The 14425-nt window shown below is 67.8% G+C and carries 10 protein-coding genes and 1 pseudogene; 5 read left to right on the top strand and 6 right to left on the bottom strand.

Annotation, left to right across the window (positions count from 1 at the left end; all coding sequences use genetic code 11):
* From IN820_RS13055 to IN820_RS13040, 4 genes and pseudogenes are all read right to left on the bottom strand, one after another.
* Positions 1 to 191: pseudogene (locus tag IN820_RS13055) on the bottom strand (glycoside hydrolase family 5 protein); the annotation flags it as partial.
* A 780-nt stretch (positions 192 to 971) separates the two neighbouring features.
* Positions 972 to 1808 (bottom strand): CvfB family protein, encoded by an 837-nt coding sequence (locus IN820_RS13050; RefSeq protein ID WP_193681375.1) that lies wholly within the window; start codon positions 1806 to 1808, stop codon positions 972 to 974.
* Between the two features lie 126 nt (positions 1809 to 1934).
* A complete protein-coding gene (locus IN820_RS13045; RefSeq protein WP_193681374.1) occupies positions 1935 to 4265 on the bottom strand; it encodes a membrane-bound PQQ-dependent dehydrogenase, glucose/quinate/shikimate family in 2331 nt (776 codons plus the stop codon).
* Between the two features lie 224 nt (positions 4266 to 4489).
* Positions 4490 to 5638, bottom strand: coding sequence for a PQQ-dependent sugar dehydrogenase (locus tag IN820_RS13040; protein ID WP_193681373.1), 1149 nt, complete (start codon positions 5636 to 5638; stop codon positions 4490 to 4492).
* Between the two features lie 303 nt (positions 5639 to 5941).
* Here IN820_RS13040 and IN820_RS13035 point away from each other — a divergent pair, with 303 nt between their 5' ends.
* From IN820_RS13035 to IN820_RS13020, 4 genes are all read left to right on the top strand, one after another.
* Positions 5942 to 6121, top strand: coding sequence for a hypothetical protein (locus tag IN820_RS13035; protein ID WP_193681372.1), 180 nt, complete (start codon positions 5942 to 5944; stop codon positions 6119 to 6121).
* Between the two features lie 96 nt (positions 6122 to 6217).
* Positions 6218 to 6943, top strand: coding sequence for an RNA pseudouridine synthase (locus IN820_RS13030; RefSeq protein ID WP_193681371.1), 726 nt, complete (start codon positions 6218 to 6220; stop codon positions 6941 to 6943).
* Between the two features lie 131 nt (positions 6944 to 7074).
* A complete protein-coding gene (locus IN820_RS13025; RefSeq protein WP_193681370.1) occupies positions 7075 to 7845 on the top strand; it encodes a PAAT family amino acid ABC transporter substrate-binding protein in 771 nt (256 codons plus the stop codon).
* Between the two features lie 70 nt (positions 7846 to 7915).
* The gene (locus IN820_RS13020; RefSeq protein WP_193681369.1) at positions 7916 to 8467 is read left to right on the top strand and encodes a hypothetical protein; all 552 of its coding nucleotides are present in this window, start codon (positions 7916 to 7918) and stop codon (positions 8465 to 8467) included.
* Positions 8468 to 8582: 115 nt separating this feature from the next.
* Here IN820_RS13020 and IN820_RS13015 read toward each other — a convergent pair whose 3' ends face one another.
* Positions 8583 to 8771, bottom strand: coding sequence for a hypothetical protein (locus IN820_RS13015; RefSeq protein WP_193681368.1), 189 nt, complete (start codon positions 8769 to 8771; stop codon positions 8583 to 8585).
* A 176-nt stretch (positions 8772 to 8947) separates the two neighbouring features.
* On the opposite strand from IN820_RS13015, the gene IN820_RS13010 reads away from it, so the two are divergent.
* Positions 8948 to 9805: a DUF6279 family lipoprotein gene (locus IN820_RS13010; RefSeq protein ID WP_193681367.1), complete on the top strand. Its 858-nt coding sequence runs from the start codon at positions 8948 to 8950 to the stop codon at positions 9803 to 9805.
* A 139-nt stretch (positions 9806 to 9944) separates the two neighbouring features.
* Here IN820_RS13010 and IN820_RS13005 read toward each other — a convergent pair whose 3' ends face one another.
* Positions 9945 to 14321, bottom strand: a complete 4377-nt coding sequence (locus IN820_RS13005; protein ID WP_193681366.1) for a DEAD/DEAH box helicase — start codon at positions 14319 to 14321, stop codon at positions 9945 to 9947.
* Positions 14322 to 14425 lie beyond the last annotated feature (104 nt).

Genomic DNA, 14425 nt, shown 5'->3' with positions numbered 1-14425 from the left:
TTGCGCCATACGCCGTTCAGCCAATCGGTATTGGTGAAGGCGTTGATGTTGGCGGTAGCGGCGGATGCAGCGGTAGCGCTCGCCGCAACAGCGAGCGGTGCGGTCGCAACCGTGAAACCGCCCATCAGTGCGGCGAGTGCAATAGAGGTGACGAGTGCTTTGCGAGCACCGGCAAAAACGTTGGTGGACATTCCGTCTCTCCGAAACTTCATACTTCTAAAGGCGCGGGCCTTTAAAAAAGTGGCGGGAGGTCAATTAAGTCGTGGGGCGTTGCTCTGGAAGGAGGCCGCAGTGACACAACCAAACGAACCGTTCAGCAAGAAATCCCCACGCCGTCCACCCCCTGAACAACCGGTCAACCTCTTGCGTGGCGGCTTTATAATAGGTTCAAAAAAATAATGGAAATTTTCCCGACGTAAATGCATCGCCAGAAATACGCCGCATAATGACAAGTGCTATTAATTTGATACTGTCAAAAAGTTATTTGCCATCTAAATGACATTATTAAAATCATCGCTCGATCGCTCTAACGCTATCCAGGCGCGTCATTTTTTTGAATTAGCAGCAAATAAAGCGCATAACGGCTATAGAGAATTACCCGACGAACGGCGGCCCGGAAAAGGGGCAAATAGCCTCGCGTCGACCTGCGACCGCGACCTTCACTCGCGGAATTCGCCGAGGGTCTCAGGCACCTGCTGGAATTCGGCGCAGGCCAACGCACGGCGATGATGTGCGCCGAGTTGCCCTGGGGGCGTTACCATTGCTCGCGGGTGTCGGATGTGCTGAGGGTGCATCGAGGGCCGCATAGTCAGGACGGCACGCGACCGCGCCTCCCTTCAGTGCCCCGGCCCGCCTCGTCGATGGGCACCTGAGCCACGTGACAGGCCAGGGCGAGGCGCTCGGAAAGAAAGCCGGGAGCGAACAGATCAGCCTGGAGCTGTAGGCAGACGCCCGAGCGGGCGCCCCGGCGCTCAGGCCCGTTCGATGCGGTCCGGATGGATGACGATACGCCCCTGCTTGTAGAGCCCGCCGATGGCCTTCTTGAAATTGCCCTTGCTGACGCCGAAGCGCCGGGCGATCTCCTGTGCCGGGCTCTTGTCGCTCAGTTCGAGTACGCCCTGGTTCTCCTCGAGCTGCTGCAGGATCAGCGCCTGCAGGGCATCGGCGGCTTCGCTGCCCATAGGCTGCAGACTGAGGCTGATCTTGCCGTCGGCGCGGACTTCCTTGATGTAGCCACGCTCGCGCATGCCGCCACGGAGAAACTTGAACACTTCGTTCTTGTGGATCAACCCCCAGTGCTGGCCGTTGATGATCGCCTTGTAGCCCAGATCGGTGGTCTCGACGATCAGCAGATCGACCGCCTCGCCGACCTGGTGGGACGCCGGGGTCTTGTCCAGGTAGCGGTCCAGCCGTGCGGTGGCAGTGATGCGACGCGTGCGCTTGTCGATGTAGACATACACCACGCAGTAGTCGCCGACCTGCAGCGGGCGCCGCTCTTCCGAATGCGGCAGCAGCAGGTCCTTGGGCAGGCCCCAGTCGAGAAAGAGACCGACGCGGTTGATTTCCACGACCTTGAGGCTGGCGAACTCGCCGACCTGCACCTTGGGTTTCTCCGTGGTGGCGATCAGCTTGTCCTCGCTGTCGAGATAGACGAAAACGTTGAGCCAGTCGTCCACCCCGGTCGGTGTGTCCTTGGGGATATAGCGGTTGGGCAGCAGGATCTCGCCGTCCGGACCGCCGTCCAGATACAGACCGAAACCGGTGTGTTTGACGATTGGCAGGCTGTTGTAGCGTCCGATTGCGGCCATTGCAGGTGTCCCGAATGAGAAAGTTGGCGATTCTAGGGTCTGTCGACGTTTCGGCGCGAGCCGCATTGTTGCGTCAACGGCCCCGAACAGGCGGCCGGCGCGAGGTTGTGCCGGCCACGGTCCGCTTCAACGCGGCAATGCATAGGCGATGACCGAGTCCCCGGCCTTGGTGCCCAGCGAACCGTGGCCGCCGGCGACCACTACTACCAACTGCCGGCCCGAACGGCTCTGGTAGGTCATCGGGGTGGACTGGCCGCCCGCCGGCAGCCGCGCCTTCCATAGCTCGCGTCCGGTGGTGACGTCATAGGCGCGCAGGTAATAGTCCAGCGTGCCACTGAGAAAGGCCACGCCACCAGCCGTGAGCATCGGTCCGCCGAGGCTCGGCACGCCCATCTTCAAAGGCAGCGGGATCGGCGCGCGGTCGCGCACCGTGCCGTTGCGGCGCAGCCAGTGGGTCTTGCCGGTGCGCAGGTCGGCGCCCGCCACGTAGCCCCACGGCGGCGCGGTACAGGGCAGGCCGAGCGGCGAGACGAACGGCCCCAGCTCCACCGCGAACGGCGAGCCGAAATTCTCGTTGAGGAACGGCTCCTTGCCGGAGACGTAGGTCGCCACGTCGTCCTCGCGCGGCACCAGGCGCGAGGTGAAGGCCAGGTAGGCCGGCGTACTGAAGACCATCTGCCGCACCGGATCGACCGCCACCCCGCCCCAGTTGAAGACGCCGAAGTTGCCCGGATGCACCAGCGTGCCCTGGGTCGACGGCGGCGTATAGCGGCCCTCGTAGCGCAGCGAACGGAACTGGATATGGCACAGCATCTGGTCGATCAGGGTCGCGCCCCAGAGGTCCTTGCCCTGCAGTTTCGGCGGCTCGTAGGACAGTGCCGAGGCGGGCTGCGTTTCGGCGGTCCAGTCCCCCTCGGCCGCGCCCTGCGGCGCCGGCACCTCGCGCACCGGCAGGAGCGGCGCGCCGCTGCGGCGGTCGAGCACGTAGATGTCGCCCTGCTTGGTCGGCGCCACCAGCGCCGGCACCGGGCCGTTCGCGGTCTGGATGTCGAGCAGGCTTGGCTGCGCCGGCACGTCCATGTCCCACAGGTCGTGGCGCACCGTCTGGAACACCCAGCGCAGCTCGCCGCTGTCGATATCCAGGGCGACGATGGAGGACGAGAAGCGCTCGCTGTTCTCGCTGCGGCGGCCGCCCCACTGGTCCGGCACCTGGTTGCCCAGCGGCACGTAGACCAGGCCCAGTGCCTCGTCGGCGCTGGAGATGCTCCAGCTGTTCGGGCTGCTGGCGCTGTAGGTCTGCCCGGCGGCGATGGGCGCGGTCGCCTCGGGATTGCCGGGGTCCCAGTTCCATTTCAGCGCGCCGCTGTGCACGTCATAGGCGCGGATCACCCCGGACGGCTCGTTGGCGCGCACGTTGTCGTTCACCGCACCGCCGACGATCACCAGGTCGCGCGCCACCACCGGCGGCGACGTGGAGTAATAGAAGCCCTCCTTCACATGCGGCATGTTGGCCCACAGGTCCACCTCGCCGTTGTCGCCGAAGCCCGGGCAGATCTCGCCGGTTCTCGCATCCAGCGCGATCAGCCGCGCATCGGCAGTGGGCATGAACAGGCGCTGACGGCAGGATTGCCCGTCGGCGACCGTGGACGACGCGTGATAGGACAGCCCGCGGCAGGTCAGGTGTTGCCGGTTGACCGAATGCGGCACCTTGGGATCGAAGCGCCAGAGTTGCTCGCCGGTCTCGGCATCGAGGGCGATCACCAGGTTGTGCGGCGTGCACAGGTACAGGCTGTCGTCGACTTTCAACGGCGTGACTTCGTAGGTGGTTTCATCCGGATCGTCCGGGCCGCGCAGATCACCGGTGCGGTAATGCCAGACCGGTTGCAGGCGTTCGACGTTCTGCGGGGTGATCTGCGCCAGCGGCGAATAGCGCTGGCCATGCTGGTTGCGGCCATAGGCATGCCACTCACCCGCAGGTACCGGATCGCTCGTCGCGGGCGCCGCGGCCAATGGCGGCGGCAACATGCCCTTGATGTCGTGACTGTCGTGGCCGATGGCGTAGACGGCCGCCACGCCCCAGAGCGCCACCGCCAGCAGCAGCGGCAGCGCGGCGCCACCCCAGGGGCGGAAGCCGAAAGGCTGCCAGCCCAGTTGCCGCACGATCCACGGCGTCAGCAACCAGAGGCCGAGCGGCACGATGATGCTGCCGCGCGGCGCCAGTTGCCAGCCGTCCAGCCCGACCTCGTAGAGCGCCCAGCCCAGCATGCCGAGCATCAGCAGCGCATGGACCCAGAGCGCCGCCCGCCGCTGCATCAGCAGCAAGGCGCCGGTGAGCAGGAAACCGACCGCCACGACGGCGAAGTACCAGGTGCCGCCGAGGCTGATGACCTTCGCCCCTCCCAGACCGAGTGCAAGCCCGACGATGATGCAGAACACGCCGCTGACGACTACTGCCACAACCCTCTCCTTCCGTCTTGTTAGCGGACCTCGGGGCTTCGGCAGTGCCAGCTTGCTGGACCGACGACGCCATGGCCGGGGCCGGAACGCCGCCGGGTGGCGGCATCCCAGAGAGTGGACAGGCGCGGGCGCGCGATTGCTCCCGTATCGCTACGCGATGGCGGCATCGTCCTGCTGGCGATCGGTGGCGACCGCAAAGCGGTGATCGCCCGCAGGCTGGCGTTCTATTGCGCCTGCAGGCCAACCTGCAGCAGCTTGCCGTTGCCGGCATCGGTGAGCAGATAGAGATAGCCATCGGGGCCGACGCGCACGTCGCGGATGCGCGCGCCCAACTCCTTGAGCAGGCGCTCCTCGCCGACGATGCGATCGCCGTCCAGTTGCAGGCGGATCAGCGACTGGTCCACCAGGGCGCCGATGAACAGACTGTGCTGCCAGGCGGGAAAGCGTTCGGCGTCGTAGAACGCCATGCCGCTGATGCCCGGCGACTTCTCCCAGACGTGGTATGGCGGTTCGGTACCCTCGACGGTTTTACCCTTCGCCTCGGGGATCGGCAGCATGCTGTAGTTGATGCCATGGGTCGCCAGCGGCCAGCCATAGTTCTTGCCGGCCAGGGGAATGTTGATCTCGTCGCCGCCGCGCGGGCCGTGCTCGTGGGTCCAGAGCACGCCGCTCCAGGGATTGAGCGCGGCGCCCTGCTGGTTGCGATGGCCGTAGGACCAGATTTCCGGACGCGCGCCTTCCTGGCCGACGAAGGGGTTGTCCTGCGGCACCGTGCCATCGGGGCGGATGCGCACGATCTTGCCCTGGTGCTTGTCCAGGTCCTGCGCGGTCGGCCGCTGGTTGTTCTCGCCGAGGGCGATGAACAGGAAGCCTTCCCGGTCGAACACCAGCCGCGAGCCGAAATGGATGCCGTTGGAGAGCTTCGGCTGCTGACGGAAGATCACTTCGAAGTTCTCCAGCCGGGTCAGGTCCTCGCTGAGCCGGCCGCGGCCCACCGCCGTCCCGGCCATGCCCTGGTCGCCGGCCTCGGCATAGCTCAGGTACACCAGCCGATCCATCTCGAAGTCCGGCGACAGACGCACGTCCAGCAAGCCGCCCTGGGAGCGGGCGAACACTTCCGGTACGCCGGCCAGCGGTTCGGACAGGCTGCCATCCAGGCCGACCAGCCGCAGGTGACCGGGCCGCTCGGTCACCAGCATGCGCTTGCCGTCCGGCAGGAAGGCCAGCGCCCAGGGATTTTCCAGGCCCTCGACGATTGGCTTGACCAGCAACGGCCCCTGCTCGCTGGGATAGCGCTGCGGCTCGGCGGCCAACGCGAACGAAACGGCGAAAAGGAAACCGCAGAACGCGGTGCGAATGGCGTGGCGCAGCATGGTGGTCCTCCGCAATGGCTCGATGATCGCCAGCCCCCGACCCCTGGCTGACGAACGTTACAGTGAAGACCAGATGCGCCCCGAACGTGCGGCAAAAACGCTTCAAGAAATGACGGACGGACGGTGAACCGCCTCAGCGCCGCTGGTGGGCTGAAGCCCACCCTACGAGTTCGGAGGACAGGGGCGCCCCCGGGCGGCAGCCACGCGTGCGTGTGATTACCCGGACTGCCCGGCAGAAACCTGAACAAAAATCAACCAAATCTGTATAATGCCCGGTTCGACCGATTAAAGGAAAAGCGATCCATGGCCACGAAAACCACCAGCGCCAAGCGCAAGCCCGAACCCGCAACCGAAACCAGTCAGTCATTGGCCGCGCAGATGGCCGCCTTCCTCAAGGCCGGCGGTGAAATCCAGAACATCCCCAACGGGGTGAGTGGCCAGACCCAAGGACCGTCCCGGCAGATCACCATCAGCAAGAAGTGATGGCCTGACCTCGAAACGCTTTCGGCGAGCCCGCACCGCCCACGCGGTGGCTCGCCGCGTTCTACCCCCACTCCCCCTCCCCCTCCCGAGTTCAGCATGACCGATCCCGTACGCCTGTCCAAACGCCTCGCCGAACAACTCGGCTGTTCCCGGCGCGAGGCCGAGCTGTATATCGAGGGCGGCTGGGTGAACGTCGACGGCCAGGTGGTGGAAGCCCCCTTCCGCAAGGTCGAGCCCGGACAGCGCATCGAACTGCGAGCCGGCGCCACGGCGACGGAGATCGCGCCGGTCACCCTGCTGCTGCACAGGCCCGCCGGCCAGGCCGCCGGTACGGATGCCGAAAGCACCCTGCGCATGCTCACCGCCGCCACGCACTGCAGCGAAGACCCGAGCCGCATCGAGCCCCTGCAGCGCCATCTGCTACGGCAGAACGAGTTGCTGCCGCTGGAGGCCGATAGCAGCGGTCTGGTGGTATTCAGCCAGCAACGCGAAGTGATCCGCACCCTCAGCGGCTCGCGCAACAAGTTCGAACAGGAATACATCGTCGACGTCAGCGGCGAGCCCGAGGCCAACGGCCTGGCGCTGCTCGCCAAGGGCATCGGCCATCGCGGCAGGATCCTGCCGAAGGCCAAGGTCAGCTGGCAGAGCGAAACGCGCCTGCGCGTGGTGCTCAAGGAACCCGCGCCGGGCGAAGTGCGCATGCTCTGCGAAGCCATCGGCCTGCGCGTACTGGCCAGCAAGCGCATCCGTATCGGCCGGCTGTCGATGGCCAAGCTGCCGGCTGGCCAATGGCGCTACCTGGGCGAACACGAACGCTTCTGACCGCCAGGCCTGCGCTCCGGCACCGCCGGGCCACCGGCCGGCGGCGCGTGCTTGCCTTGCACACGCCGCTGAATCAGTCTTGAGCCACGTGCCGGGCCGAACCGACCCCGCCGACCGATTTCAGGACCGCGATGCAGAAACTGCTGCTCTTGCTTCTGATCCTCTCCCCGCTGAGCCTCCCGGCGGCCGAGCGCATCACCGTCTGGGCCTACCAGCCCTCGCCCCCCTTCGCCTCGGAGCAGAGCCAGGGACTTTCCGAGACATTCGTGCAATTGCTCAACGAGCATTCCACCAACCAGGGCCGCTTCGACTTCGAGCTGACGCAGCTCCCGCGCAAGCGCCTCGATGCCCGGCTCGCCGCCAACGAGCCCGGCGTGCTGCTGTGGGCGACGCCGGAATTCCTCCCGAAACGGCTGACCACCCGCTCCAGCTGGACGCCACCACTGCTGTGCGACACCCAGGATTTCGTCTCCAGCCGCGCGACCCCCTTCGATTACGACGGGCCACGCTCGCTGCACGGCCGCAGCCTCGGTGCGATCCTCGGGCATCACTACAACGGGCTGGAAGCCGATATCGACAAGGGTCTGATCCATCGCGAGGACGTGCACAGCGATCTACAGAATTTGAACAAACTGCTCTCCGGCCGCATCGACGTGGCCGTGATGCCCCGCTCGGCCTGGCTGTTCTACGGCATGACCGAGGTATCGCAGGCGCAGCTGTACATATCGCCGAGCCCGCTGTACGTGTTCGAACGCCACCTGCTCACCACCGCCAGCCTCGCCCCCGAGGCCACGCAGTTCATCCAGCAACTGGTCGCCGACCTGCCGCACAGCGCTCGCTGGCAGACCCTGCTCAGGCGCTACGGCCTGCACGAGATGAGCGCACCCTGCCCGAAATACTGAGCACCTCTGGCGGATCGAAGCGGGCACGGCACATACTGCTCGGGTCTGACGTTGGAGAATGAGTTCAACCATGAAAAAGGCACTGGTGATCGGCCTGCTATCGACCCTCGGCGGTTGCGCCACCCCATCCTGCGATCAGTTCTCGAGCGATGGCGCCTGCCGTGCCGAGCGGCTGCTGTACCAGAATGACCTGCTGCAGGCGAAGATCCTGATCTCGGTCGGCAACGAGGATGGCTACGAACTGGCCCAGGCCCTGCTCGACCGCAGCGCCCGCCTCGACCGGCGCGGGGAGATCGAGCTCTACCAGGCCCTGTTGCTGATCCGCCAGGGGCCGGAAACCTCCCAGGTCCTGCGCCTGCTGGAGAAGGCCAAGGCCAAGGGCCATCCCCATGCCGTCGCGCTGCTCTACAAGATGTACCAGGAACCCTATCTGCTCGACGAAGCCGACCCGGCCAAGGCCGAGCACTACCGCCAGGCCTATGCCGAGCTGGACGTCGCCCTCAGCGGCTACCCGTCGTTCGAGAAAGCGCTGGAAGTGGTCGACCAGCTCGTCGCACCGCCGCCACCCATGGCCGAATACCAGGCGCCCTGCCCGCAGTATTGCCTGGAGCGATCCCGCTAGCCGACGCTCACACCGGTAGGTTGGCTGGGTAGGTTGGGTTGAGCGCAGCGAAGCCCAACAGGCAAGCTACCGAGCAACGCATTCGCCGCGACGTTGCATCGTTCAATCGTGAACGTCAGGGCGCGGGCGTCTCCGACAGCCGCGGCTCCTGATCGCCGTTGGCTACGGCGCGCGCTTCTTCTTCCGTGGCGTAGGGGCCGCCGATCACCGTGCCGTCCAGTTCCACCACCCAACAGACGGCCCAGGTCGGGCGCCAGGCTTTGGGTACGTTCTCACCGCTGAGGTGCTTGATCTGTGGGGTCATGGCGTTCTCCACTGCTGTTGGCTGGAACCGCCGCCCCGCTTGCGCGCAGGCGGCCTATAGCAAAAGACCGCGCGCGGCGCGCTTTTTCTCGCCCGGCCTGACGAAACCACCGCCTTCGGCGAACGGCTGCCGGCTCGGCGGTTCTACAGAACTGGCGAGACAGGCGAGGACCCGCAATGCCTTTTACCGGCCGAATGCTTTTGCTGATATCGCTCATCTGCATGCTGATCGTGGGCTGTAGCCGCGCGACGCTGGTCTATCGCAACCTCGACCTGCTGGTGCCCTGGACGCTCAATGACTACCTGGACCTGAATCGCAGCCAGCAAAGGGACCTCAAAAACCGGCTACGCGAACACCTCGCCTGGCATTGCCGGACCCAACTGCCCGAGCTCCTCGCCGGCCTCGAGCGTTTGCGGCAGCAGAGCGCCGGCAGCGAACTGGACCGCGATCGCCTGCAGCCCCACTACCTCGAGGTGAAACAGGCGATTCACGCCATTGCCGTCGAAATCACCCCCACCGCCACCGAGCTGCTGCGCGAACTCGACGATGCGCAGGTGCGCGAGCTGGCCGCGGCGCTCGACAAGAACCGCCTCGAACATCGCGAGAAATACCTGGTGCCTCCGCTGCCCCGGCAGATACGCGAACGAGCCGAACGCATGCAGGAGCGCCTCGAGCACTGGTTCGGACCGCTCGACGCGGCGCAGCGTCAGCGGGTGCTGGCCTGGTCGCACAGCCTCGGCGAGCAGAACGAGCGCTGGCTGAGGAACCGCGAGCACTGGCAGCGCAGCCTGCTCGAAGCGGTAGACGCACGCCACGAAAAAACTGGCTTCGAAGCGCGCATCGCACAGTTGCTGCAGAATCGCGAGGCCCTGTTGAGCGAGGCTGACCGCACCGCGCTGCGCGGCGCCGAACAGTCCGCGCTGGCGCTACTGGCCGATCTGCATGCCATGGCCGATGAGCGTCAGCGCAAGCATCTCGACCAGCGCCTGGCCCGGATGCATGAGGATCTCGCCACGCTGGACTGCCTGCCCTAGCACATATCGGCAGTCGATTCTGTAGGAGCCGGCTTGCTGGCGATCAGCGTACGCAAAGGCATCGCCAGCAAGCTGGCTCCACAAGGACTCCGACGCAACACCGGGGGCTGTTGACGTTTCATTCGCGGCCGCGCCGGAATCAACCTCGCCCTAGCAGCCGCCTGGCCTCGCGCTGCCCGGCCTCGTCCAGCTCGGCCAGCAACTCCGGTTTGCCGGCCACCAGCACCGCCAGCGGTACGCCGTCGCGGTAGAGGATGCGGTTGCCGGGCAGCGCCGGCACCTTGTCGCCGGGCAGCAACGCGCCGAGCTGGTTCAGCGGATCGACCGCCGACACCGCCACCAGCTCGCCGGACGGCGGCCGCTTGCGCACCTCGCGCAGCAGACCGAGCGCTTCCGGCAGGGCGAACTGCTCGCCGGCCACGCCGGCGACGAAGCGCCCGCCGCGAAGCTCCCCGCGCGCCTCCAGGCGATGGTAGACCCGCAGCAACTCGCGCCACGGCGGCAGCCAGTCGGCCTCGCGCGCCAGCAACCGCCAGAACACCACACCGTAGCGGCGCAGCAGCACCCGGGCGATATGCTCCAGCGCCTCGGGGTCGAGCGCGGGCCGGCGCGCCGCCGGTTCGGCAACCGCGCCGGGCTTGCGTACCAGCGCCCAACGGCCGGCATCGGCCATGCCGCCGATGAAGGCGCCACCGCGGGTGCGCCGCGCCGTGCGCGAACGCTTGCTGGCCGGTGTCAGCAGCGCACGCAGGCCGGCGAAGCTGTCGGCATTCACCAGGCCCACCGCGACCAGTTCGCCGAGGGCGTCCTCCAGCTCGCTGCGCAGCAGGTGCGCCTCGTGCTGCAGTTCATCGAAGAACAGCGCGCCCTGTGCCTGCAGGCAGTCGAGCACCCGCTGCGCCCGCGAGGACAGCTCCGGCGCCGGCGCGTCGCTTGCCAGCGCATACCAGGCAGTCAACTGCCGGCGCGGCAGCAGCACGATCGGCGTCCCGCGTACCGGCCCGCCGCTGGCCTTCAGGCGGCCCGCCAGGCGCGTCCAGACGATGCGCCCGGAGCGGCACAGTTCGTCCAGCCAGCTGCCGCCGTAATCCTTCAGCCGCGCCGGCAGCAGGTCGCTTTCCCAGGCCGCGGCGGCCGCCTGGAATCCTTCCAGTTGCTCGACCAGCGTGGCCAGCGCCTCGCGCCCCTGCATCCGCGTGGCGTTCGCCAGGTGCTGCCAGTCGCAGAGAAAACGCATGAAGTCGGCGCGCTCCACCGGCTCGATCTCCCGCCGCAGGCGCTTGACCGTGTAGCGATGGATGCGCGCCAGCAGGTGCCGCTCGCACCACTCTTCGTCCGCCGCGCCAGGCGTGAAGCGGCCACGCAGCACATAGCCCTGGCTTTCCAGGCGGGTCAGCGCCAGCGCCACGGCGGAGGCCGGCAGGGCCAGCGGCCGGGCGATCAGCGGCACCGGCAACGGGCCGAAGCCGCTCAGCCGGGCGCGGATCAGCTCCACCAGCGCCGCCTCTTCGTCGAGCGGCGACTCATGGCCGGCCGGCAATTGCAGATGCGGCTCGAACGGCGCATTCGGATAGATCGCGCGCAGCAGCGCCAGGCGTTCCAGCGGCAGCCACAGGGCGCGGTCGTGGGCGACCTGCATGCGCGTCGCGCGCCCGCCGCGGGCCAGCTCGGCGAGCCACTGTGACCACTGCGGTTGCTCCGCGGCCTCGGCTTCGGCGATGCAACCCAGGGCGACCAGCGCCTCGTGCATCTCGTCGGTATTGCGCGCCTCCGGCCAGGCCTCCCGGCGCACCGATTCGATGGCGTCGGGGTCCAGCGCGCCGAGGTCGTCGCTCGACTCCGGATCGCTCCAGCGTCGGCCGAGCACCGCCTGGGTGCGCCGTTCTTCCAGCGGCGCGTCGTCGAGAAAGGCGTAGGGCCGCGCGCTGAGCACCTCCATCGCCAGCGGCGACGGCGCCGGCAGGTCGCGTGCGAGCAGTTCCACCTCGCCGCTCTCCATACGCCGCAGCAGCGCCTGCCAGCCGTCGCTGTCCATCGCCTCGTGCAGGCAGTCGTCGAGGGTCTGGCGCACCAGCGGATGGTCGGGTATCTCGCGCTCGCCGACGATGTTCTCAAGGCACGCGACCTGGTCGGGAAACACCGTGGCCAGCAGGTCCTCGCTCTTCATCCGCTGCAGCTGCGGCGCCACCTTGCGCCCACCGGCCATGCGCGGCAACGCCAGCGCGGTGACCGCGTTCCAGCGCCAGCGCACGCCGAACAGCGGCGCATCCAGCAGCGCCTGGATCAGTACCTGCTCGGCGCTGGCCGAATGCAGGTAGCGCCAGACCTCCTCCAGGGCGAAGCTGTGGCTGGTGGACAGCGAGAGGACGATGGCGTCCTCGGTGGCCGCCGCCTGCAGCTCGAAGTTGAAGGTGCGGCAGAAGCGCTTGCGCAGCGCCAGGCCCCAGGCACGGTTGATGCGGCTGCCGTAGGGCGAATGGATGACCAGCTGGGTGCCGCCGGATTCGTCGAAGAAGCGTTCCATCACCAGCCGCCGCTGGGTCGGCAGCGCACCCAGGGCCGACCGCGCCCGGGCCAGGTATTCGACGATCTGCCGCGCCGCGGGCTCGGGCAGGCCGCGCTCGTCCAGCAGCCAGTCGATGGCCGGTTGCAGGCGTTGCGCCGTCTCTCGAGGCGCGAGCTTGCCCGCGATCGCCAGCGCGCCGGTATCCGCCGGTTCGCGCACAGGCGCGCCGCTGCCGGCCAGGCGCGCCTCGATCTCGCCGCGCAGCCGCGCCACGGCGAAGGACAGCTCGTCGCTGCGCCCCGGCGCCTCGCCCAGCCAGAACGGAATGTTCGGTGGCTGGCCCTGGGCATCCTCGACGCGCACCCGCCCCGGCTCGATCCTGAGGATGCGGTAGGAGGTGTTGCCCAGCTGGAAGACGTCGCCGGCCAGGCTTTCCACGGCGAAGTCCTCGTTCACCGTGCCGATGTTCAGCCCCTGCGGCTCCAGCAGCACCGCATAGTCGGCGTTGTCGGCGATGGTGCCGCCGGAGGTCAGCGCGGTCAGCTGCCCGCCGCGCCGGCCGCGCAGACTCTGGCCGACCAGGTCGCGGTGCAGGTAGGCGCCGCGCGGGCCGTGGCGGGTGGTGTAGCCCTCGGCGAGCATGCGCAGCAGCGCCTGGTAGTCGGCGTCGTCCAGCGCGGCATAGGGCATGGCGCGGCGGATCAGCGCCAGCAGCGCGTCCTCGCGCCATTCGCCGCAAGCCACCTCGGCGACGATCTGCTGGGCCAGCACGTCCAGCGGCGCGCGCGGAATCACCAGGGTATCCAGCTCGCCACGGCGCACGGCATCGAGCAGCGCGGCACACTCGATCAGGTCGTCGCGCGAGCTGGGGAACAGCCGCCCCTTGGAAATCCCGGCGACCTGGTGCCCGGCGCGGCCGACGCGCTGCAGGAACGCGGCGATCGAACGCGGCGAGCCCAGTTGGCAGACCAGCTCCACGTCGCCGATATCGATCCCCAGTTCCAGCGAGGCGGTGGCCACCAGCACCCGCAGCTCGCCGCGCTTGAGCTTCTGCTCGGCATCCAGCCGCTGCTCGCGCGCCAGGCTGCCGTGGTGCGCGGCCACCACCGTATTGCCCAGGCGTTCGGACAGGTGCCGCGCGGCGCGCTCGGCCATGCGCCGGGTGTTGACGAAGACCAGCGTGGTGCGGTGCTCGCCGGCCAACGCGGCGAGGCGGTCGTAGACCAGCTCCCAGGCGTCGTTGCTCATCACCGCTTCCAGCGGCACCGGCGGCACCTCCAGCGCCAGGTCGCGGGCCCGGCCATGGCCGATGTCGACGATCTCGCAGGCGCGGCCGGTGCCGACCAGGAACTGCGCGACGGCGGCGATCGGCTTCTGCGTCGCCGACAGCCCGACCCGCACCAGCGGCCGGCCGCAGAGCGCTTCCAGCCGTTCCAGCGACAGCGCCAGGTGGCTGCCGCGCTTGTTGCCGGCGATGGCGTGGATCTCGTCGATGATCACGCTCTGCACCTGCGCCAGCATCTGCCGGCCGGACGCCGAGCCGAGCAGCACGTAGAGCGATTCCGGGGTGGTCACCAGAATGTGCGGCACGCGCTTGCGCAGCGCCGCGCGTTCGGCCTGCGGCGTATCGCCGGTGCGCACCGCGGTGCGGATTTCCAGCGGCGGCAGGCCCAGGCGCGCGAGCTCGGCGGTGATCCCGGCCAGCGGTTCTTCCAGGTTGACGTGGATGTCATTGGACAACGCCTTGAGCGGCGAGACGTAGAGCACCGTGGTGGCATCCGCCAACCCGCCCTCGGCCAGACCCTGCCGCACCAGTTGGTCGATGGCGGCGAGGAAGGCCGTCAGTGTCTTGCCCGATCCGGTGGGCGCCGCCACCAGGGTCGAGCGTCCCGCATGAATCAGTGGCCAGGCGGCGGCCTGGGCCGGCGTCGGTGCGGGAAAGCTGCGCACGAACCAGCCGGCCACCGCGGGGTGGAAGGCGTTCAGCGGATCGGGGAAAGACATGCTCATGGGTTGAATATGGTGCCGCCCGCGCGGCTCCACAAGCGGCAGCCCGTCGGTGGCACGGAAACGGCAGCGGCGCGCGGGGGTCAACTGTCGCACAGTCCGCAACG

Origin of the sequence: Pseudomonas lopnurensis (genome assembly GCF_015070855.1) — a bacterium.
Taxonomy (GTDB): domain Bacteria; phylum Pseudomonadota; class Gammaproteobacteria; order Pseudomonadales; family Pseudomonadaceae; genus Stutzerimonas; species Stutzerimonas lopnurensis.
Note: the sequence above shows the minus strand (reverse complement) of the source record. Positions and strands in the feature narration are given on the sequence as shown.

Bases quoted from the DNA above. Each gene is read 5' to 3' on its own strand.
- IN820_RS13050 (WP_193681375.1), bottom strand. From the start codon at position 1,808: ATGGCCGCAATCGGACGCTACAACAGCCTGCCAATCGTCAAACACACC.
- IN820_RS13040 (WP_193681373.1), bottom strand. From the start codon at position 5,638: ATGCTGCGCCACGCCATTCGCACCGCGTTCTGCGGTTTCCTTTTCGCC.
- IN820_RS13035 (WP_193681372.1), top strand. From the start codon at position 5,942: ATGGCCACGAAAACCACCAGCGCCAAGCGCAAGCCCGAACCCGCAACC.
- IN820_RS13030 (WP_193681371.1), top strand. From the start codon at position 6,218: ATGACCGATCCCGTACGCCTGTCCAAACGCCTCGCCGAACAACTCGGC.
- IN820_RS13025 (WP_193681370.1), top strand. From the start codon at position 7,075: ATGCAGAAACTGCTGCTCTTGCTTCTGATCCTCTCCCCGCTGAGCCTC.
- IN820_RS13020 (WP_193681369.1), top strand. From the start codon at position 7,916: ATGAAAAAGGCACTGGTGATCGGCCTGCTATCGACCCTCGGCGGTTGC.
- IN820_RS13015 (WP_193681368.1), bottom strand. From the start codon at position 8,771: ATGACCCCACAGATCAAGCACCTCAGCGGTGAGAACGTACCCAAAGCC.
- IN820_RS13010 (WP_193681367.1), top strand. From the start codon at position 8,948: ATGCCTTTTACCGGCCGAATGCTTTTGCTGATATCGCTCATCTGCATG.
- IN820_RS13005 (WP_193681366.1), bottom strand. From the start codon at position 14,321: ATGAGCATGTCTTTCCCCGATCCGCTGAACGCCTTCCACCCCGCGGTG.